Here is a 20,047-nt window from a genome sequence, read left to right on the forward strand (position 1 = left end):
AACTAGGCTGAGGGCCTTATAGATCCGGATAACCCTGTTTGGAGGCGGAACATGAACACCCGTGGATTGCTAGATCAACTACTCAAATCCGGCCAGGATCTGTTGGAGAACAAGGCTGGCGGATCGCAGAACAAATCGGCTGGCGGCTTGCTTGGTGGGTCTTCCGGCGGCAGTGGCCTCGGCGGTCTGCTGTCGGGTGCCGGCGGTGGCGCACTGGCGGCAGGCGCCATGGGCCTGCTGCTCGGCAATAAGAAAGTGCGCAACGTCGGCGGCAAAGTCGCCCTCTACGGCGGCCTCGCCGCACTCGGCGTGTTGGCGTATAAAGCCTACGGCAACTACAACGCCCAAAAAGGCACCGCCCCACAACGCGAACCACAAACCCTGGATCGCCTCCCGCCCGCACAAGCCGAGCAACACAGTCAGGCAATCCTCAAGGCACTCGTTGCGGCCGCCAAAGCCGACGGCCATATCGACGACCGCGAGCGCCAACTGATCGAAGGCGAATTCACCAAACTCGACAACGACCAGGAGCTCCAGCACTGGCTGCATGCCGAACTCAACAAACCTCTCGACCCTGCCGAAGTCGCACGTGCTGCGAGTACGCCTGAGATGGCGGCAGAGATGTACATCGCCAGTGTGATGCTGGTGGACGAGGAGAACTTTATGGAGAAGAGCTATCTGGATGAGTTGGCGCGGCAGTTGAAGCTGGAGCCGGGGTTGAAGGTGGAGTTGGAGAAGCAGGTGCGGTTGGCTGCAGTTTAATTATTCGAGCCTGCAAGGCTTGGGGGGCAGGCAGTCGGTTAACCCCCCCCCGATTGTTTTGCAGGCTTAGATATTTCGATTCTGAGAGCTACCACTTTCAGTCTTTTTCCGTTATGACTGCGTCTCTGGGTTTCAGACATGGGTTTCAGGAAAACTAGGGAGCTTGGTTTGGCCCTTTTCTATTCAGCACTTGCCTAGACAGCTCCGTCGTTGCGATAGGCTTTGATGTTGGCCGTAGTAATACTTTTTGCGTTGCATGTGACATCGCATGAGATCATTGATCTTAAGTTTTAGCTTGTAAGTGTGGTTTTCATTTGTGATAGATATGAGCACGGATACGGTGAAACTGAAGTTTTTTATTTTGAGGTTTTTAACAGGGTTTATATAAAGATCAAATTCATACTCGTTGTACTCTTTTTCTAACCATTTCTTGGGTGCGGCTGACTGCTCTATTTTGCTATGCAGTTTTAGATGTATTGAGTTTCCGTCCAGTAATGCATAAGAAAGGCTCATGTTTGCTGGGGGTGGCCTTCAACAAAAATTGAAGTCCAGTGAATTTTGTTGGAGATTGAAGATGTCCACATTGTTTATATTGCTTAAATATGGGTTTATTCAGAAGTAGACCACGTTTAGAAATCGAGAGGTCGGCAGTTTTTCAGGGGTGGACTACATCTTGCTTGCATTTTTATATCTCTTCCAGTGGTGGAGGATATTCATAGTAAGCTACGTTTAGAGAGCGAAAAATGAAGATTATTCAGGGACAGGCTACATCAGGAGAATAGAAGCGTAGCCTGCCCCGGCTTCATTAAGAATGATGATTAAGAAGATGATTCGCTAAAATCAATTTCTCCTTCGCTACTAATGCAGCCGATGAAGCTTAGGCTTTCAGAGAAGAAGTAAGTATGTTGAGGGATGTCCGCGAAAATCGCTAGAGTGCATTCTAAATTTACTGTGCTTATTCTGTATGCGTTATCTGTAAGAGAGTCGCCAATGAATACAATCTCGGGAGTGTTGAGGGTTCTTATTTTTTTGAAACGTCAATAAAAGCTTGGTTGGCCTCTTTTTTTACGTAGTTCATGCTGTTGGGGAGAGAGTTCCAAGCTATTTTAGACCCGCTAAATGGAAATTTTTTATTGATGCTAGATACAAAGCTATCATGTACTTCGGGTTTCAATTTTTCGAAAGTAATGTTGGAGTCTGATAGATCTTTTTCAAGCTCGTCGTCGAAATAACTCATTTTTTAAATGCCTTGAGCAGTTTTAATACTGTTTTTTCACCTGCGTTGAAGAGGTAGTGTGGGGCAGGTTTTTTCCTGACCAGACGTTTATGTGAGCACCACTTCTTTCATCGTATTCTATTCGGTAGCCAGTCTTTCCATCAGCAGTTTGCATACCTACGTTCTTTCCTGCGTTTGTACCAAACTTGCCAATTGTTGGCTTCTCTGCCTTGAATCCATTGCTTTCAAGCCACTCAAGTGCTTTATTGCGAGCTTGCTCGAAGTGTTCGAATTCTAATGTTTCTCCCACCTCAGGAGGTGTTGTTTTCTGCGGAGGTTTTTTTGGGGTAGAACCGTTTGTTTGCTTACAAACCAGCCCTAAGGGGTCTATCCAGCCAGTTGGATTTGGCACGTACTGGTAGTTGTTCAACCCACCCGCAAGCTTAATCGGATCTGACGTTAGAAAACGTCCAGTGCTCGGATTGTAGTAGTGGTGCCGGTTGTAATGTAACCCCGTCTCGGCATCGAAATACTGACCCTGGAAGCGCAGCGGATTGTCGATTTCGCTGACGTCCAGTGCAGCAAGGTTGCCGTAGGCGCGGTACTTCGCCGACCACATGATCTCACCGCTGTAGTCGGTGAGTTCCTGCGGCGTGCCGAGGTGGTCGAGTTGGTAGTAAAACGGCGTGGCCTTGCGTGGGCCTTCACCATCGAGCATCGCCAGCGGGCGGAAGCTGCCGGGCTCGTAAATGTAGCTGCGATAGCGATTGTCTGCGCTTTCCGCGATCAATCGTTCGCCTTGCGACAGAAACTCGGTGGTGTGGCCGTCAACGGTTTTCTCGATTCGGCGGCCGAAGGCGTCGTACTTGTAGCTGGCGGTACTACCGCCAGGCAGGCTGACGCCGATGAGGCGGTGCTGGCAGTCGTAGCGGTATTCGGTGACGAGTTTTTGGCCGGCGCCGCGACGTTCACGGATCAGGTTGCCATAAGCGTCATAGTCGTAATGGCGGTCACCCTGCATCAGCAGGCGGTTGCCTTTGACGTTCGCGAGGTTGGCTGTGCCTTCGTTGTTTTGGCCCAGCAGATTTCCCGCCGGGTCGTGGGCGAAACTTTCCGGTGTGGCGCCTCGTACGCTGATCAGGATCCAGTGAGCGTACTGCCATCCGGCAGGCGGCAGTGACTCAATTGGCCGACGCTGTCGTACTCATAACGCGTCGTGCCCCAGCTTTGGTGCTCGTTGATCAGCCGATCCTGAACGTCGTACTCGTAGGCAAGAAGCCAATTGCCGTCGTCCACGTTAACCAGGCGTCCCAGTGCGTCGTAGCTGTAGTGGATCTCTTCGCCGTCGGCGAGGGTTTTCTCAAGAAGTCGGTCAGCGGCATTGCGTTGGTGCTGATAAACCTTGAGTTTTATTAAAAGTTATTTATTGTTTCAGGAAGTTCGGCGTATCTAATTTTTTTAACTTTTAGCGTTTCAAGTAGCGATGTGGTTTTGTTTAGGTTTTCTGCTGGTGTTATAAGTTGCAAGGTTGAGTGGGTGTCGCTTTCTAAAAAACGAACAATGGTTACTTCTCTATCAGTTGTGATAAAGTTTAAAATGCTTTTTGGAGTGACTGCCTTGTCACCTTCACTCAACTGATCCCATAGGGTGTTTAAGTCAGTGTTGCTCTTTTTTAGAATTAGGAAGGTGTTTCTGTGTTGTGTTAGTTCGTCTGGTTTTAATTTGTTTTTGTTAGTAGTGATGGGGTCTAAGTAAGAGTATATTTTTGTTTTTATATTTTTCTTGATGATTCCATTGTCGCCTAGAGTACCTTCAATCTCCTTGCGTAGACGAATTTCTTGGATCTTTTGATCTTCCAGTGAGTAGCCAACAGTTCGCCACTTTATAGTTATAGGCCATTCCAATTCCAGTGAATGACTAATTTTTTCCCAAGTCGACCATATCTCCTGCAATGACGCCGAAATAAGTGTGAAGCTCACAAAATCAGGAGAATATATGTGCTCGGGTTGCTCGCAAAGCTTGATGCCTGAGTCGCAAATGTAAAATATGCTCATGGTTATTCTTTTTTGAAGTATGTATGTGAATTTTCACCCTCTTTCAGGGATGCCTTCGTGCCGGTAGTTTTCGTTACCTCGGTATTAAAATGAGGTCCTTCATTTCCTTTTACATGTCCCAGTGAATGTTCTCTAATCGTGACAATTTGACCATTGTTCAGGCGGAATTCATACACGCGACTCATAACGCGGCCGGGTTGGTCAGTAAGTACTTCTTTATATGACCTTGATGGCTGCTGCGATAGTGGAACTCCTCCGACCTTTTTAGCCTGCCTGAATGCTGTCCTTCTCGTCAGAGTGCTGTCATGGCCTATTGGCGGCTCAACCTCACCTGTTTCTACTTTTGAGTCGCTTGTCTCATCTGCCTTTTTTCTGATTCCGTTTTTCGATTTTCCGGGACACTTAGTGCTCAACCCCAACGGATCCACCCACCCCGTAGGGTTAGGCACGTACTGGTAGTTGTTCAACCCACCCGCAAGCTTAATCGGATCTGACGTTAGAAAACGTCCAGTGCTCGGATTGTAGTAGCGATGGCGGTTGTAGTGTAGGCCTGTCTCCGTATCGAAGTACTGTCCCTGGAAGCGCAACGGATTGTCGATTTCGCTGACGTCCAGTGCAGCAAGGTTGCCGTAGGCGCGGTATTTGGCCGACCACATGATCTCGCCGCTGTAATCAGTGAGTTCCTGCGGCGTGCCGAGGTGGTCGAGTTGGTAGTAAAACGGCGTGGCCTTGCGCGGGCCTTCGCCATCGAGCATCGCAAGCGGGCGGAAGCTGCCGGGCTCGTAGATGTAGCTGCGATAGCGATTGTCGGCGCTTTCCGCGATCAATCGTTCGCCTTGCCACAGAAACTCGGTGGTGTGGCCGTCAACGGTTTTTTCGATTCGGCGGCCGAAGGCGTCGTACTTGTAGCTGGCGGTACTGCCGCCGGGCAGGCTGACGCCGATGAGGCGGTGCTGGCAGTCGTAGCGGTATTCGGTGACGAGTTTTTGGCCGGCGCCGCGACGTTCACGGATCAGGTTGCCAAAAGCGTCATAGTCGTAATGGCGGTCACCCTGCATCAGCAGGCGGTTGCCTTTGACGTTGGCGAGGTTGGCTGTGCCTTCGTTGTTCTGGCCGAGTAGGTTGCCCGCTGGGTCGTGGGCGAAGCTTTCTGGTGTGGCGCCGCGAACGCTGATCAGCCGATCCAATGGATCGTAGTGATAGCTGCGGTTGCCTTTACGACTGTCGTCAATGCCGGCCAGGTTGCCGTTGGCATCGTAGTTGTAGCGGCGATGGAACAGGTTTTTGTCCCGCTGGCCTACGCTGTGCGCTTGCAGTCGGCCCTGTTCGTCGTACTGATATTGGCTGAGCAGCAGGCCTTGCTGGCGTTGCTGTTCGCGACCGGCGCTGAACTGGTGAGAGGTCAGGCGTGAACCGTTAAGGTCGATGCTACTCAGACGTCCGCCTGACACGTGACGGTAATCGAGCGTACTGCCATCCGGTAGGCGGCAGTGGCTCAATTGGCCGACGCTATCGTATTCATAACGCGTCGTACCCCAGCCTTGGTGCTCGGTGATCAACCGGTCCTGCACGTCATATTCGTAAGCAAGCGGCCAGTGACCGTCGTCGACGTTGACCAGGCGACCTAGGGCGTCGTAGCTGTAGTGGATTTCCTCGCCGTCGGGCAGGGTCTTCACCAGCAGGCGACCAGAGGCATCGCGCTGGTACTCGCTGATCAGTTCGCTGCCGTCGTCGCCGAACTCGGTTTTCTTCAGCAACTGACCGTTGAGGTCGTACTCGTAGGCGGTGCGGCGACCGTCGAAACCGGTTTCCTGCTGGATCAGTCCGTTCGAGTAGTAGTCGAGCTGATAGCGTTCGCCGCGCTCGTTCTCAATCTCGGTGAGGTTGAGTTGTGAGTTGTCGTAGCGGTAGCGCAGTTGGCTTCCGTCCGGATTGATGCGGCGGCTGACCAGGTGCAGGTTGTCGGCGTACTCGTAGCGAGTGATGCGTCCGAGTTCGTCGCGTTCGGCGGTGACTCGGCCATACGGGTTATAGGTGAAAGCACGGGTGGCGCCGCCGGGCAGGGTGACTTGGGTCAGACGATCAGCAGCGTCCCATTGGTAATGAGTGATGGCGCCGAATTCGTCCTGCCGGGTGATTTGCCGGCCGAGTGCATCGTAGCGGTACTTGCGCTGACCACCGTCCGGCAGGCGTTCTTCGAGCAATTGACCAAGGTTGTTCCAACCCAGTTGATGGCGGCTGCCGTCGGGGTGACGAATTTCCAGCAGTCGGCCCTGACGGTCATAGCTGTAGTAGGTTTCGTTGCCGTCCGGGTCGGTTTGTTGGGTGATGTCACCCTGACGGTTGCGCTCAAATTTCCAGCGCGCCTTGCCACGATGTTTGCGGGAGCTACTTTTTCAACAGAATCCGCCTTACACCATCTAACGGGTCAAGAAGGTACTAAGCTTCAACGGAAAAATAAATTTTTTTCATCTAGATGGAATTGTTGCGCCCCACCATCGTCGTACTTTTACGGTTCGGCTAAGGTTGCTTGGTAAATATGCAAAGTTTGGAGGCGGAGAAACAGAAAGCTGTTCGGGGATAGACCGCAATTAGACAATAGAATGTGGAATACCCCCGGGGCTTATCAGGCAACTCATGGTTGAAAGTTAGGTTATAAGTTCGACGTATTCTTCAAAGAATGAATAGAAATTTTCCGCTATTTTCTTAGACGGTTTGCGCTTAAACAGATCGTAGCTAATGACCTGTCCATTTCCCGTGGGACCGCAATCAATTGCCCAGCATACTTCGTCATCTTTTAAATAAATTGCGGCAAAATGACTAGGTAATTCAAACTCTGAACGGCAGTATATGGTGCTGTAATTTACAGTTCCGCCGTTATCTAGAGTTGCATCATTATTCTCAACTCCGCATATTTCTGAGTCTGCTGCGCCACCACCACCGCATACACTCAAGAAGTCAACGAAATCTTCAGGCAGCTTTATGCCTAGAATATTCTCGGGTTTTTTAATTTGCTCGGCAGTGGCGGGGCCGAGCCAAAATGTTACTTCGTCGGAGTTATCGAGTTTCGTTATCAAGTCTTGGTATTTATGCATGGTTCTGTTCACTCAAGGAGAAAATAAATCTGTCCCTTTTCTGAACTTCAGAAAAAGAAAACGTGGTCTGTCCGCCGTTTACACATTGGTAGGCGTTGGCAGGTTTCACGTAGACACGATTGTTTTCCTGCTTGGATTACACCATCACTTCGATGCCAGTTGAGCCCTGCCTGCTGGTGTAATACCGAACTCGAGTTGGTCAAAATATTATTGTATCTACGTTGCCAATGTGTGCTGTTAATTTTTCACGGAAATCCGTTTCGCTGGTAAAGTTAGTATTGTCAATCATGTTAAGGAACCAAGTCGCGTCTAAAGCTGTGAATATTTCAAGCCATTCTGGTCTTTTAGCTTTCGATTCAGGCATGTCGTTCGCGGCAAAGCCGTGGCCTTTGCCTTCGGATAAATAAAAATAGTTATCTGCGAAGGAGTAGCCTATAACCTTTGGCCAGTTTGAGCTATGCGGGAGGTTTGGCTCCATATCCTTACTAGCAATCACATAAAAAGTTCTCATTTTTTTTCCGGAAGTACGTCGAGTTTGTCGAAGTTTACTTTTTGCCCATCTAGATGGAGTTGTTGTGCTCCGCCATCGCCATATTTTTTATATGCCTCAGCTAAAGGCTCTAATTGGGATTTGTCAGTATCACCCTTCCAGAACGGAACTCGTGCTCTCGGCTTCCCATCAGTGTAGAGTTGCAAGGTATCAAACTCTGCCCTAATGCGCGCATCACTCCATGAGCCAGGCCCGTTTTCGTCCGGCCCATGCTCAGGCCCTTTAACCTGAAACGCATTCCGTGCCTCTTTCCCCGTTTCATGTTTTTCGAAGCCGAAGTAGGTTACCCCCTGACTCTTTGTTTCTATTGCATCCTGACCCCATTTATTGCGCTATCAAGAGAAGGTTTCCAGTATTTCCGCAGCCCTTACGCATAAAGCTCTGAAAATGAAATGGTGCTTTGATTAATTTTATATTTTTAATATTTTAGCTCAGCTTAATAAAGCTGTCGTTATTAAAGTAGAAGACAAATGCTTTGTAAGCAGTATCAATGTCATATGAGGCGGACTGTTCCTTTAGATTTTTTATGATAGATGATAGGTCGTCGCACAGTAGGACGTAGCGGTAATTTATTTTTGACATTTCTGTCGGATTGTCATCGGAGTCGTAGCTTTCGAAGTTGTCTGGATTTTCGATGATTGCTTCGCAGTTTAAACTCCACTCCTCTTTGTTTTTTGGTAAATACAATGCGTCTTCCCAGTCTAGGTTTTCTGCATCAGAGAGAACATTAGCAAATTTTATCTTTTTCATTTGATTCGCCATTTATTTTCGACCGCCTCCCCAAAGCTCCATCCCACCTTTCTGTCCTGGATGCAGAACATCAGCAACCGCCCCTCCAGATCTATGCGGCGCCGTAGGGATGAGTTGCAAAATTCCTTCTCGATAGGCGTCATGATGCCAGGTTAGTAAAGGATGTGGCTTAGACCTTGCGTGAGCGCCTTTCGGGCCTGGGCTGACTTTGTCATAGATACCAGGATACAAACTTTCCATATGATCTTTGTAGACAGGATCATTACTCATAGTGTTGTAGAGCTGTTTATTACCTTCTTGAAAGTGGGAAAGATCACTTCTTCCAGGATAGTGAACGTCTTTTTCCAACGTAGCTTCATAAGTGACGCTTTAGTGAGGACTGGATTTGGGGTGGCCACTTGCATCCGTCGCAGGAGGTTCGCACTCAATAACCGTTAATCCCAACGGATCCACCCACCCCGTAGGGTTAGGCACGTACTGGTAGTTATTCAGCCCACCCGCAAGCTTGATCGGATCCGGCGTCAGAAACCGCCCGGTGCTTGGATTGTAGTAGCGGTGCCGGTTGTAATGTAACCCCGTCTCCGTATCGAAATACTGACCCTGAAAGCGCAGAGGGTTGTCGATTTCGGCGACGTCCAGCGTTGCCAGGTTGCCATAGGCACGGTATTTCGCCGACCACATGATCTCGCCGCTGTAGTCGGTGAGTTCTTGAGGTGTGCCTAGGTGGTCGAGTTGGTAATAGAACGGCGTGGCCTTTAGTGGACCCTCGCCGTCGAGCATCGCCAAGGGGCGGAAGCTGCCAGGTTCGTAGATGTAGGTGCGGTAGCGATTTTCAGCTCTCTCGGCAATCAGGCGTTCACCTTGCCAGAGAAATTCAGTGGTGTGGCCATCGACGGTTTTTTCGATACGACGGCCAAACGCGTCGTACTTGTAGCTTGCGGTGCTGCCACCGGGCAGGCTGACGCCAATCAAGCGACACGCGCTTGAGATCCATTTGGAACGGCGCTATCAAAGCAACAAACTTAAGAACAAAAGAGTGCTTGCACTCTGGTGGTTGGGTTTGGAGTATTGGTGTAGCTGCATCTGGAATTGTTGGAGGTAGCTCTACGTGATGAGCTGCATCATCAGACGCAGAGTTTGATGCAGGTTTGTGGGGGCTTTCGGTATCTGTTCCCGAATCACTTTTTTAAAAAAATCTGTTAATTTTTGGGAGGTTTTTTATTAAGTATATTTTCTAAGACAAGTACCAAGTCAAGAATTCAAAAAAACTGCTCCATTTTTGCTGTGACTTGCCTGCTAGAAAATCGTCTCTCTCTGCAAGACTGAAGTCTAAAACCTCGCCACTATTTTTATCATACAAATAACATCCTTCACCTTGAATATTGGTAAGGCATACAAAATTTTCTGGAAGCTCCCATACTTCATAGGTGAAATTTGTCCCGATTTCGATTTTGTTGCTTGGGTCAGCAATGTCACACAACTCTTCATCTGAAGAGCTACTCCTAAAATATGTTATTGTGTAATTCAAGAAAAACTCTGAGAGCTCGCTGTTTGTGTCGATACCTAATAATTTTAAAGCGTCCTTAACTGACTGCTTATCTGCTCTTTGGATGTCGCCGGGTTGATTTTCGATTAGCTGTTTTAGTTTGGTTGGTATCATTTCGCGGCCTCTGCTGCACGGTCTTTCCAATATTGTGGAACCTCTTTCTTGAAGAGTTTCCTGCTAACAGGCTCATCTGGATGTTGATTGTGACCGTATGGGTGAACCGCCTCTCGGCCCTTACCCTTTAGAGTTGTAAGGTGAGTCTTGCGACTTAACTCAAAAAGCGGTCCTTTGCCATTCTGCCTGGAATGATGGAGCTGTAGCTGTTGAGGAACCCCATCCTTCATGATGTAAGGAGCGCCACCTTCTTTTGCTCTATCCAGATTCGAAATGCCTTTATGTTCTAAATTCCAGTCAATATCTTGTTGGAAAACCTTGTATTCGTTTCTTCCAGCGCGCCTTGCCCCAATGTTTGCGGGAGCTACTTTTTCTACAGAATCCGCCTTACACCATCTAACGGGTCAAGAAGGTACTAAGCTTCATCGAAATAATAAATTTTTTTCATCTAAATGGAATTGTTGCGCCCCACCATCGTTGTACTGTTCGGCTCGGATAAGGTTGATTGGTGAATATGCCAAGTTCGCAGGAGGAGAAACATAAAGTTGTTCGGGGATAGACCGCAATTAGACAATAGAGTTTGGAATACCCCCGACCGCTTATCAGGCAACTCATGGTTGAAAGTTAGGTTCTAAGTTCGACGTATTCTTCAAAGAATGAATAGAAGTTTTCCGCTATTGTTTTAGAAGGTTTGCGCTTAAATAGATCGTAGCTAACGACCTGTCCATTTCCCGTGGGTCCGCAATAAATTGCCCAGCAAAGTTCGTCGCCTTTTAAATAAATGACGGCAAAGTGACTAGGTAGATCAAACTCTGAACGGCAGTGCATAGTACTGTAATTTACAGTTCCGCCATTATCTAGAGTTGCATTATTGCTCTCAATTCCGCATATATCTGAGTCTGCTGCACCACCCCCACCGCATACATTCAAGAAATTAACGAAATCTTCAGGCAGCTTTATGCCTAGAATATTCTCGAGTTTTTTAATTTGCTCGGCAGTGGCGGGGCCGAGCCAAAAAGTTTCTTCGTCGGAGTTGTTGAGCTTAGTTATCAGATCTTGATAATTATGCATGATTTCACTCACTAAAAGTCTTTGATCTGTTCTTCCTAATGTGCTTTCGGAGTTTTTGGTTTTGGTGTAAGCCACGTTTAGAATGCAAAAAAGGAGGCTGTTCAGAGGTGGGCTATATCTAGAAATCAAAAAAGTTGTGGTCTGTTCCCGAATGTCATGAATCTCCTTCTTCAAACGGTCTGCAGCCATGTTTCACACTGCTTGGCTTTCTCATTGTCGTTCATTGTATGAGATGTTTTTTTATCTATTTCTTGATATTTATTGGGGCCTGTTTCTTTATAAAAAATCAGCCATCCATCCCTACCGTCGTGATCAATCATGTATGAAGTGTCTTGCTTTCTTACGCTCAATGACCAAGAAGAAAAAAAATCTGGATGATCTGAAAATAATGTAACGATAAAGCCATTAGTTTTTGCGATTTCGTAGAGGAGGGCTTGTTTCATTTTTCTTGCCTATTGAAAGTGTTTATTGTTTTTCAAAGCTACTTTTGGAAGCGCTGAAAACTTGAGTGCCTCCGCCAGATGAAGGTTGAGTCACTCCTCGCACTGACCATGTGTCGTCTATGGATTTAGCTGTAGATTTCAAAACCTGTTTTTTCTCATTTGTTCGATAAATCCCTTGAAGCTTAAGTTCTACAGTGCCAGCAGCACGATTGTCGCCTAAAGGGCCAATACCTAACTCAGATGGAGTGGTGGCCGAATTTAGAGAGTAGTAATTTCCTTGTGGTGCACCTGGTGACTGATATTGATAAACAGTTTTTCCGCGATTTAGAGTTTCAATGTTCACAGGATGGCTGAAATCAATGCCATTTAAATGCCCTGGAATGCTGGCTTCTTCGAAACCTTGGCTTCTATAAAAATCGGTCGCAACCTCTTTTCTAGCACGTATATTTATATCTTGGTTAATGTCGCCGGTGCGCCCGTATTTTTGGTTGAGCTCTGCACGTCTTGCATCTGGGCAATCACTGGGAACACAGTTCAGCCCCAACGGATCCACCCACCCCGTAGGGTTAGGCACGTACTGGTAGTTATTCAGCCCCCCAGCAAGCTTGATCGGATCCGGCGTCAAAAACCGCCCGGTGCTTGGATTGTAGTAGCGGTGCCGGTTGTAATGTAACCCCGTCTCCGTATCGAAATACTGACCCTGGAAGCGCAGAGGGTTGTCGATTTCGGCGACGTCCAGCGTTGCCAGGTTGCCATAGGCACGGTATTTCGCCGACCACATGATCTCGCCGCTGTAGTCGGTGAGTTCTTGAGGTGTGCCTAGGTGGTCGAGTTGGTAATAGAACGGCGTGGCCTTTAGTGGACCCTCGCCGTCGAGCATCGCCAAGGGGCGGAAGCTGCCAGGTTCGTAGATGTAGGTGCGGTAGCGATTTTCAGCGCTTTCGGCGATCAGGCGTTCGCCTTGCCACAGAAATTCAGTGGTGTGTCCATCGACGGTTTTTTCGATACGACGGCCAAACGCGTCGTAGTTGTAGCTTGCGGTGCTGCCACCGGGCAGGCTGACGCCAATCAAACGATGCTGGCAATCGTAGCGATATTCGGTGACCAGTTGCTGGCCGGTACCACGGCGTTCGCGGCTCAGGTTGCCGTAGGCGTCATAGTCGTAATGCCGGTCGCCTTGCATAAGCAGGCGATTGCCTTTGACGTTGGCGAGGTTTGCAGTTGGCAGATCGCTTTGGCCGAGCAAGTTGCCGGCCGGGTCATGAGCGAAGGTTTCGGGGGTGGCGCCGCGAACACTGACCAGGCGATCAAGAGGATCGTAATGGTAGCTGCGGTTTCCTTTGCGGCTGTCATCGATGCCGGCCAGGTTGCCGTTTGCATCGTAGGCGTAGCGGCGCTGGAACAGATTGCGATCCTGCTGACCTACGGTGTGCGCCTGAAGTCTTCCCTGTTCGTCGTATTGATATTGGCTAAGCAGCACACCTTGTTGACGCTGCTGTTCGCGGCCAGCGTCGAACTGGTGCGTAGTCAGGCGCGAGCCGTTGAGGTCGATGCTGCTCAGCCGACCGCCGGACAAGTGGCGGTAATCGAGTGTGCTGCCATCCGGCAGGCGGCAGTGATTGAGTTGGCCGACGCTGTCGTACTCGTAACGCGTGGTGCCCCAACCTTGGTGCTCAGTGATCAGGCGATCTTGTACGTCGTACTCATAGGCGAGGGGCCAGTGGCCGTCGTCAACGTTTACCAGGCGACCCAAAGCATCGTAGCTGTAATGGATTTCTTCGCCATCAGCGAGGGTTTTCACCAGCAAGCGGCCAGAGGCATCGCGCTGATACTCGGTCACCAGCTCACTGCCGTCGTCACCAAACTCGGTTTTCTTCAACAGTTTGCCGTTGAGGTCGTACTCATAGGCGGTGCGACGCCCGTCAAAACCGCTTTCCTGCTGGATCAGCCCATTTGAGTAGTAATCGAGTTGATAGTGTTCGCCGCGTTCGTTTTCGATATCGGTGAGCAGCAGGCTTGCGTTGTCGTAGCGATAACGCAGTTGGCTGCCGTCCGGATTGATACGACGGCTGACCAGATGAAGATTGTCGGCGTACTCATAGCGGGTAATGCGCCCCAGTTCGTCGCGTTCTGCAGTGACGCGGCCGTATGGGTTGTAAGTGAACGCACGGGTAGCGCCGCCGGGCAGAGTGATCTGTGCCAGTCGATTTGCAGCATCCCACTGGTAGTGGGTGATTGCACCGGTTTCAGCCTGACGTGTGATTTGTCTGCCGAGCGCATCGTAGCGGTACTTGCGCTGGCCGCCATCGGGCAGACGCTCCTCCAGTAATTGGCCGAGGTTGTTCCAACCCAGTTGGTGACGGCTGCCGTCGGGATGGCGGATCTCCAGCAGGCGTCCTTGGCGATCATAGGTGTAATGCGTCGAGTTGCCATCCGGGTCGACTTGCTCAGTGATGTCACCTTGGTCGTTACGCCAGTAGATCCATTTGGCGGTGCCGCGATTCACCACACGGACAAAGCCCTTGTAGTACTCGTAGGTGGTCGGCGCGTCTTCTGGTGGTATCACCGCGATCAATCGACCAGCTTCGTTGTACTGATATTCCGTGACCGCCCCCATCGGATCTTTTTCGGCGATCAGTCGGCCTTTGTCGTCATAGGCCTTTAAGTGCTCGGCACCGTCCGGATCAACTTTGGCGACGAGTCGCGCCTTGTCGTCGTGGGTATAGACCTCTTCGCTGCCATCGGCATTGGTAACGGTGACGCTGCCTTTGTCATCCCACGCATAGTGCGCATCCATCTGAGAGAAACTGGCCCAGTGATGGATGCAACGTGCGGACTTGCCTTCCTTTTCCCACTCCCAGTAAAAGCTTGCGCCCCCGGCGAGTTGCCGCTCAAGAATGACGTTTTGCTCGTTGTAGGCATAACGCTCGGATTCTCCGAGAGCGTTGGTGGCTTTGATCAATCGATGTTGAGCATCGTATTCATAGGTGGTCAGCGTCTGAACGGTGTTCCAGGCGTCTTCGAGATTGTCCGCCGGTAGGAACTGCTGATAGTCGATGGCGACAATGTGCTTGCGGTTGTATCGGGCAAGCAGGGCACGACCAGCGCCGTTATCCACGCGCTTGATGCGCCCATGGATGTCACGAGTGATGTGCAGGCGATTGTCGTAGTTGTCGCTGATGGCGATCAACGTCGCGCCTTTGCTGTTGAAGCGGAAGTGATAGAACAGCGGCTTTTCGCCGGCCTGAGTCAGTACGAGTTCGGACGGATCGTCGCCAATGAAGATGGCGGCTTCCGAAAGGCTATTAGTGATCGCCGGGCGCTGTACGCTGGGCATCGGAAAAGTGGTGACCCGGTTTTCGTGATCGGTCCACACGACCTCGTCGCCGTTGATGTCCACCCGCTGAGCGAGGGCGTGGCTCCAGCCATAGCCTAGGCCGCAGTCGATTTCAGCCGCGCTGGTTCGGTAGAGACGAGTCCAACTGAATGGCAGCAGGCCACCGAGTTCACCGTCGGTAATGGTTAGCAGTTCCTCACCGGTGACCATCGAGACCGGGCAGCCATTGGTGCAGGTTTTCTTCGCGCAGGTGGCGCTTTTATCGTCGGGCGTCTTGGACTGGTCGGGTACGTCGTCGACTTTTTCCTTCGGCTGAAGGGTATGTTTGTTTTGTTTCTTGTCTCGCGGAAACGAGGAGGCATCCTTAACCTCCTGCTTCGGAGTGTCCGCCGTTTTAGGCAACGGACTCTGAGCAGGTTTTTGCGCCACCTGACTACGCGGTGCCTCCTTCGGTGCTTGCGGTTTAGGTGCTTCAGCGACGGCTTCATCGATCTTCAATGCGGCCGTTTTAGCCGGCTTCATCGGCACGTTTTTCGCGCTGGCGATAATTGGCTTCGACACTTCTGCATGCGCGGGCAGGGCGTGCTTGTTGCTGAGTGTCATCAGGGTAGAGGCAAGATCGTCCAGGTACTTGATTGCTTCACCCGATTTGACCGTGGTGATGACTTTTGTCCCGGCTCTTACAGCCAATCCAGCGCCACCTGTCAGGCAGATACCCAACAATACGTTGATCAGAAACTCCGAAGCGATCGCCGTCATAACGTCGACGATGACCTGCGGCGGGAGCATGCCGACCCAGGCCACGATCGCCGATACATAGATGAACATCAGAGGTTCGTCGCTAAGGATCAGCAACCCTGAAGCGATGGACTCTTTCGATGCGGCGTATAGCTTGTCGATTTCGACGTCCGACAGGTACTTTTTCAGCTTTGCGTAATTTTTCCTCGGATTGGCGAGCAGCTCGAATAGGCTTTTGATGTCATCCCATAGACGAAGCAGAGCCTGCTCAAAACCGTCTAGGGCCCGTTTGAGCAGAATAACTGAGCGCCCGGCACGATCCGCCGTCGAGTAACTCGCCCATTGCGGCTGAAACTTGCTCGACCATTCGCTCTGCAGCCAGCCATCAAGCTTGCCGATAACGCCTTGATAGGAGTCATAAAGCGCCTTGACGTCGCTCTTGGATACGTTGGGGAAAAAAGTGATGCGATAGGTCTGACCCTTCTTGGCCCCCTTGATCACTTTGATGCCGCTCGGGCCGATCATGGTTTCGATAACCGGGCCGGTGACGTCGTCGTAAAAGGTGCCTTTGGTGACCGGCTCCAGCTTCACTGGGGTATTGCCAATCGGCACGAATCGCGCCGATTCGAACATGTGAATCAGCGTGAAGTCACCCACCAGAGGGCAGGTCGCATAGGTTTCCACAGCACCTGTTTTGGTTTTGCGTTTAGTGACACTGACCTCGTTGCCGACCTTGAAGGTCTGGTCGACGTCCAGTGCCCAGCCACTCCAGAAGCCGTCTGCCCATTCCTTGTAATCGCTGAGGCAGTTTTTGAAGTCTTTGAGAATCAGGCTCACGTCAGGCGCTTTGGCGTCCAGCACACGCAGGACCAGGGTACCAATCGGGGTATTCATGACGTGACTTCCTTTGTCAGCTGTGCGGCGAGACGCTCTGCCATATCTTCTGTGTTTGGGTTCTGGCGCACGAAGCGCTCAACCTTTCTGCGCAAGTTGGCTTCGGGGAACTCGAAGTACAACTCGGGGCAATCTTCTGATAGCCACTGCATCAGGTTCTCGACGACGGTGGTGTGATCCTTTTTCGCGAGGGCATCCAATAGCGTTTGGGGAATCTCCCACCACGGCCACTCTTTTGCGGGTGGTACCGCTCTTCGGCCGACTTCGAGAGTTTGTCCGTTAATCAGGTAGCGCTGGAACACTGGCAGCAGTTCACCTGCTGAGGCACCTAACCCTTCGATGATCAGATGAAAATGTCGACCATCCCAGAACCTGAAAAACACTTCAGTCGCGTCCGGCATTTTTACCTGAGTCAGGCTGCGCAAATGTTCAAGCACCGTTTCCGGCGCGCTGGTGGATACCGCTAGCCAACCCCAATCCAATGCATCGGTTTCAGTAATCCATTGCAGAAAACTGGCATTGGGGCTGATCTCGGCAAGATACGGCATCACTGGAAGCCAATCGGCGTAAGGCGTTCCGCTCCAAATGGGTACCAGTTGAGGGGCTGTATCCTGTTGATAAAAAGGCTTGAGAGGCTCGGCGTCGCTCGCCGCGCTGATGATCAGGTACAAACGCTCGCCAGTCTGCAGCGGCTGTTGTGCCAGCCAGTCCTTGGGTGTCAGTCGATCAGATGGCACAGGCACCTGCCTTGCATTTTTCGCATTCTTCGCAGAATGGTGCGTTGCGTTTGAGGGTGTTGATCTGGGCCGGGGTCAGGACTTGGCCTGCCTTGTCGGCGTCGGCCTGCTTCAGCACGCCGGGCATCAGCGGGGCGGCGCCCGTGCCGCTGCCGGGGCTGCCGCCGGAGTTCATGTTGATCACCGGCCCGCTCATGGTCACGCCGCCGGCATCGATTTTGATGAAGCTGCCGCCGCCGACCAGGGTCAACTCGGCGCCGGCTTCCATCACCACTTTCATGCCGCTGCTCAGGTGGATTTCCTGACCCGCGTCGATGAACTGACCGGTGCCGATCTTGATGTGCTGATTGACGCCCACGGTGAGGTGATCATTCGCCCGGGCTTCGACTTTGCGGTCGGCGTAGACGGTGTGGTGTTCTTCGGCCTTGAATTCCGTGTAGCTGTTCTTTTCAACGGTGTCGTGACGTTCGTTGCCGACGCGGATTTTCTGGTCGTGCTCGACGTTCTCGTCCCAGTCGCGCTGGGCGTGCAGATAAATCTGTTCCTGACCTTTTTTGTCTTCGATGCGCAGTTCGTTGTAACCGCCGCCACCCATTGAACTCAGGGTCTTGAAGGTGCTGCGGGTCTTGTTCGCGGGCAGGGCGTACGGGACGGTGTTTTCCTTGTGGTACAGGCAGCCGCTGATCAGCGGTTGGTCGGGATCGCCTTCAAGGAAGGTGACGAGCACTTCCATGCCGATGCGCGGGATGGCGATGCCGCCGTATTGGGCGCCGGCCCAGGCTGAAGACACGCGCAGCCAGCAGCTGGTTTTATCGTCGGCCTGGCCTTCGCGGTCCCAGTGGAATTGGACTTTGACGCGGCCGTACTGGTCGCAGTGGATCTCTTCGCCTTTGGGGCCGGTGACCACGGCGCTCTGGCTGCCGAGGATGCGCGGTTTCGGGTGGCGCAGCGGCGGGCGGTTCGGCACGTCCCAAGGGGTGGCCTGAAAGCGGTTGCGGTAGCCCTGGTGGAAATCGTCTTTCAGCGCGGTGGTGTCGCTGGTCACCGACTCTTCCAGTACTTGCGGCTGTTTGCCTTCGTGGAGGACTTCGGTCAGCAGCCAGAGGTCGTTCCACTTGGCTTTCGGGTGCGCGGTCAGCGCGAGGAAGTGGCCGCTGACCAGCAACGGCTGATCGCTCTTGCCTTCAGCCAGTTGGAAGTCGCTGCGGTGGCGTTCGAGGGCGCGTTTGGCCAGGTGCTTGCCGCGTTCGCGGTCGATGAAACGACCCGGATAATCGTAGTCTTCAAGATCGGGCAGGGCGTCGCCACGGTTTTCGCTTTCGAGGGTGATGCGTGGTTTTTCGAAGTCGTAATCGCGGCGGGTGGTGCGGCTGGTGCGGGTTTCCAGGCGCAGGTCGAAGCGTTTGATCACCGGGTCGTTGGCGACCATGCCGGAGTCTTGCTGATAGGCCACTGGCTTGAGTTTCGGGAACACCGTCTGGTCATCGCCGAATACCAGTTTGTGTGCCGTCGCCGTGTGCTGGAAGTGGTAGTGAATACCTTCTTCTTCGCACAGACGCTGGATGAAATGCAGGTCCGACTCGTCGTACTGCACGCAGTAGACGCGCTCGGGGTAGATCGAGCCGGTCTTGAATTCGTAGGCGTTGCTCTGGATGCCGTGTTCTTCGAGGACCATGCCGATGATTTTAGGCACGGTGAGGTTCTGGAAGATGCGCTGGTTGACGCGGTGCGCCAGGTACGACAATTGCGGGCGCAGGGTCACCGAATAACGGGTCAGGCGTTTGCCGGAGTCACCTTGCGCGGCGCGATAGATCTGGCCGTGGATGCCGCTGCCGTCGGGCGACAGTTGCAGGAAGGCCGGTTTGTGCAGCAGGGTTTCGAGGTCCAGCGACGGCTGCTCACTGACCAGCTCCACCTCAAAGACAAAAGGCTGGCTGATGGCTTCCCGACCTTGCAGGGTAAACACCTGAAAATCAGCGGAAAGCCCTTCGATGGTCAGGGCAAAGTGGGTTTCATTGGCCGGCGCGAACATCCCTTGTTCCTCGTGCTGTGCAGCGGCGCTCGTCGACGCCCGCAAAAGCGGGTCAACGTACGCGAAATTCTGGAGGGGCGTAAACAACATCGACCAGCAGAGCTGGCCGATGCTTGTAACGATCAGCCGTAATTAAACGACTGGAGCACGCCAGTCATCGGAACCCGAAGTACCGGAGACTTCGTGGGTCCAGGTGATTTTGCGGTAGGTGAACTGCACTTCTTCCAGGTGGGTGAAGTGCGAGTTGCCTGGATCCTGGCAGTTGTGCATTTTGTTGTTGATGGCGACGATGATCGCGTCTTCCAGTTTGGTGGTGTAGTAGTGCTCTTGAGTACCTTGAGCCGAAGTACGGAACCACTGGATAACGATTTCGCTCATGCGCTCGCCGGAGGTCAGAGCGGCTTGCAGCAGTGGCGAAGCCTTGTCGTAGACCTTAGTGATCACAACTGGCTTGTGAACGCGCTGACCGGTTGGCTGACCGGATTGTGGGTCACGCGGGATGATCACGTCGTGGCTGAAAGCCTGAACCATAACCTGGTCTTCGTGGCCTTCCTGGTAGGTGTTGCCAACGGAGTCGGCGGTGAAGGCGCCGGCAGTGATCAGGCCTTGTTTTTCGCCGGTAACCGACATGTACGCTGGTGTTGCCATGGGATGCTCTCCTTGCGGATAAATTTAGGGTGCCCGGGAGGCGAAATCGCCCGGTGGGTG

Annotated in this window: 16 protein-coding genes and 3 pseudogenes; 1 reads left to right on the forward strand and 18 read right to left on the reverse strand. The window is 51.9% G+C overall.

What is annotated here, in order from left to right:
• Positions 1-51: 51 nt before the first annotated feature.
• On the forward strand, positions 52-762 hold the full coding sequence (locus tag ACA043_RS05250) for a tellurite resistance TerB family protein (protein ID WP_497658734.1): 711 nt from the start codon (positions 52-54) through the stop codon (positions 760-762).
• A gap of 183 nt (positions 763-945) precedes the next feature.
• Here ACA043_RS05250 and ACA043_RS05255 read toward each other — a convergent pair whose 3' ends face one another.
• The 18 genes and pseudogenes from ACA043_RS05255 to ACA043_RS05340 all read right to left on the reverse strand — a co-directional run bounded on the left by ACA043_RS05255 (position 946) and on the right by ACA043_RS05340 (position 19,987).
• Positions 946-1,275: an Imm50 family immunity protein gene (locus ACA043_RS05255; RefSeq protein WP_489879141.1), complete on the reverse strand. Its 330-nt coding sequence runs from the start codon at positions 1,273-1,275 to the stop codon at positions 946-948.
• A gap of 508 nt (positions 1,276-1,783) precedes the next feature.
• A complete protein-coding gene (locus ACA043_RS05260; RefSeq protein WP_497658735.1) occupies positions 1,784-1,999 on the reverse strand; it encodes a hypothetical protein in 216 nt (71 codons plus the stop codon).
• Positions 2,000-2,312: 313 nt separating this feature from the next.
• Positions 2,313-3,379 (reverse strand): annotated as a pseudogene (locus ACA043_RS05265) (RHS repeat domain-containing protein); the annotation flags it as partial.
• Positions 3,380-3,390: 11 nt separating this feature from the next.
• Positions 3,391-4,032 carry a hypothetical protein gene (locus tag ACA043_RS05270; RefSeq protein ID WP_497658736.1) on the reverse strand — a complete coding sequence of 214 codons (642 nt, stop codon included), beginning with the start codon at positions 4,030-4,032 and terminating at the stop codon, positions 3,391-3,393.
• A gap of 2 nt (positions 4,033-4,034) precedes the next feature.
• Positions 4,035-6,410, reverse strand: a pseudogene (locus ACA043_RS05275) (RHS repeat-associated core domain-containing protein); the annotation flags it as partial.
• Positions 6,411-6,680: 270 nt separating this feature from the next.
• On the reverse strand, positions 6,681-7,127 hold the full coding sequence (locus tag ACA043_RS05280) for an SMI1/KNR4 family protein (RefSeq protein ID WP_497658737.1): 447 nt from the start codon (positions 7,125-7,127) through the stop codon (positions 6,681-6,683).
• Between the two features lie 199 nt (positions 7,128-7,326).
• On the reverse strand, positions 7,327-7,638 hold the full coding sequence (locus ACA043_RS05285) for a hypothetical protein (RefSeq protein WP_497658738.1): 312 nt from the start codon (positions 7,636-7,638) through the stop codon (positions 7,327-7,329).
• A 465-nt stretch (positions 7,639-8,103) separates the two neighbouring features.
• Complete coding sequence (locus ACA043_RS05290) at positions 8,104-8,427, reverse strand: DUF7716 domain-containing protein (protein ID WP_497658739.1); 324 nt, start codon at positions 8,425-8,427, stop codon at positions 8,104-8,106.
• 12 nt (positions 8,428-8,439) lie between these two features.
• On the reverse strand, positions 8,440-8,775 hold the full coding sequence (locus ACA043_RS05295; protein ID WP_497658740.1) for a hypothetical protein: 336 nt from the start codon (positions 8,773-8,775) through the stop codon (positions 8,440-8,442).
• Between the two features lie 45 nt (positions 8,776-8,820).
• Positions 8,821-9,402: pseudogene (locus ACA043_RS05300) on the reverse strand (RHS repeat-associated core domain-containing protein); the annotation flags it as partial.
• A gap of 259 nt (positions 9,403-9,661) precedes the next feature.
• A complete protein-coding gene (locus tag ACA043_RS05305) occupies positions 9,662-10,087 on the reverse strand; it encodes an SMI1/KNR4 family protein (RefSeq protein ID WP_497658741.1) in 426 nt (141 codons plus the stop codon).
• Positions 10,084-10,440, reverse strand: a complete 357-nt coding sequence (locus tag ACA043_RS05310; RefSeq protein WP_497659621.1) for an HNH/ENDO VII family nuclease — start codon at positions 10,438-10,440, stop codon at positions 10,084-10,086. Before ACA043_RS05310 ends, ACA043_RS05305 begins: the two co-directional genes overlap by 4 nt.
• 271 nt (positions 10,441-10,711) lie before the next feature.
• A complete protein-coding gene (locus ACA043_RS05315; RefSeq protein ID WP_497658742.1) occupies positions 10,712-11,347 on the reverse strand; it encodes an SMI1/KNR4 family protein in 636 nt (211 codons plus the stop codon).
• Positions 11,329-11,601, reverse strand: a complete 273-nt coding sequence (locus ACA043_RS05320) for a hypothetical protein (protein ID WP_497658743.1) — start codon at positions 11,599-11,601, stop codon at positions 11,329-11,331. Before ACA043_RS05320 ends, ACA043_RS05315 begins: the two co-directional genes overlap by 19 nt.
• A gap of 22 nt (positions 11,602-11,623) precedes the next feature.
• Positions 11,624-16,570, reverse strand: a complete 4,947-nt coding sequence (locus ACA043_RS05325) for a polymorphic toxin type 46 domain-containing protein (RefSeq protein WP_497658744.1) — start codon at positions 16,568-16,570, stop codon at positions 11,624-11,626.
• Complete coding sequence (locus tag ACA043_RS05330; protein WP_497658745.1) at positions 16,567-17,307, reverse strand: DUF4123 domain-containing protein; 741 nt, start codon at positions 17,305-17,307, stop codon at positions 16,567-16,569. The genes ACA043_RS05325 and ACA043_RS05330 overlap by 4 nt, the downstream gene beginning before the upstream one ends.
• Positions 17,297-19,339, reverse strand: coding sequence for a type VI secretion system Vgr family protein (locus ACA043_RS05335; protein WP_497658746.1), 2,043 nt, complete (start codon positions 19,337-19,339; stop codon positions 17,297-17,299). Before ACA043_RS05335 ends, ACA043_RS05330 begins: the two co-directional genes overlap by 11 nt.
• A gap of 132 nt (positions 19,340-19,471) precedes the next feature.
• The gene (locus ACA043_RS05340; RefSeq protein ID WP_007919523.1) at positions 19,472-19,987 is read right to left on the reverse strand and encodes an Hcp family type VI secretion system effector; all 516 of its coding nucleotides are present in this window, start codon (positions 19,985-19,987) and stop codon (positions 19,472-19,474) included.
• Positions 19,988-20,047: the final 60 nt, after the last annotated feature.

Source organism: Pseudomonas sp. LBUM1648, assembly GCF_059716145.1.

Excerpts from the sequence above, each read along its gene's own strand:
- ACA043_RS05250 (WP_497658734.1), top strand. The coding sequence starts at position 52 with ATGAACACCCGTGGATTGCTAGATCAACTACTCAAATCCGGCCAGGAT.
- ACA043_RS05255 (WP_489879141.1), bottom strand. The coding sequence starts at position 1,275 with ATGAGCCTTTCTTATGCATTACTGGACGGAAACTCAATACATCTAAAA.
- ACA043_RS05260 (WP_497658735.1), bottom strand. The coding sequence starts at position 1,999 with ATGAGTTATTTCGACGACGAGCTTGAAAAAGATCTATCAGACTCCAAC.
- ACA043_RS05270 (WP_497658736.1), bottom strand. The coding sequence starts at position 4,032 with ATGAGCATATTTTACATTTGCGACTCAGGCATCAAGCTTTGCGAGCAA.
- ACA043_RS05280 (WP_497658737.1), bottom strand. The coding sequence starts at position 7,127 with ATGCATAAATACCAAGACTTGATAACGAAACTCGATAACTCCGACGAA.
- ACA043_RS05285 (WP_497658738.1), bottom strand. The coding sequence starts at position 7,638 with ATGAGAACTTTTTATGTGATTGCTAGTAAGGATATGGAGCCAAACCTC.
- ACA043_RS05290 (WP_497658739.1), bottom strand. The coding sequence starts at position 8,427 with ATGAAAAAGATAAAATTTGCTAATGTTCTCTCTGATGCAGAAAACCTA.
- ACA043_RS05305 (WP_497658741.1), bottom strand. The coding sequence starts at position 10,087 with ATGATACCAACCAAACTAAAACAGCTAATCGAAAATCAACCCGGCGAC.
- ACA043_RS05315 (WP_497658742.1), bottom strand. The coding sequence starts at position 11,347 with ATGGCTGCAGACCGTTTGAAGAAGGAGATTCATGACATTCGGGAACAG.
- ACA043_RS05320 (WP_497658743.1), bottom strand. The coding sequence starts at position 11,601 with ATGAAACAAGCCCTCCTCTACGAAATCGCAAAAACTAATGGCTTTATC.
- ACA043_RS05325 (WP_497658744.1), bottom strand. The coding sequence starts at position 16,570 with ATGAATACCCCGATTGGTACCCTGGTCCTGCGTGTGCTGGACGCCAAA.
- ACA043_RS05335 (WP_497658746.1), bottom strand. The coding sequence starts at position 19,339 with ATGTTCGCGCCGGCCAATGAAACCCACTTTGCCCTGACCATCGAAGGG.
- ACA043_RS05340 (WP_007919523.1), bottom strand. The coding sequence starts at position 19,987 with ATGGCAACACCAGCGTACATGTCGGTTACCGGCGAAAAACAAGGCCTG.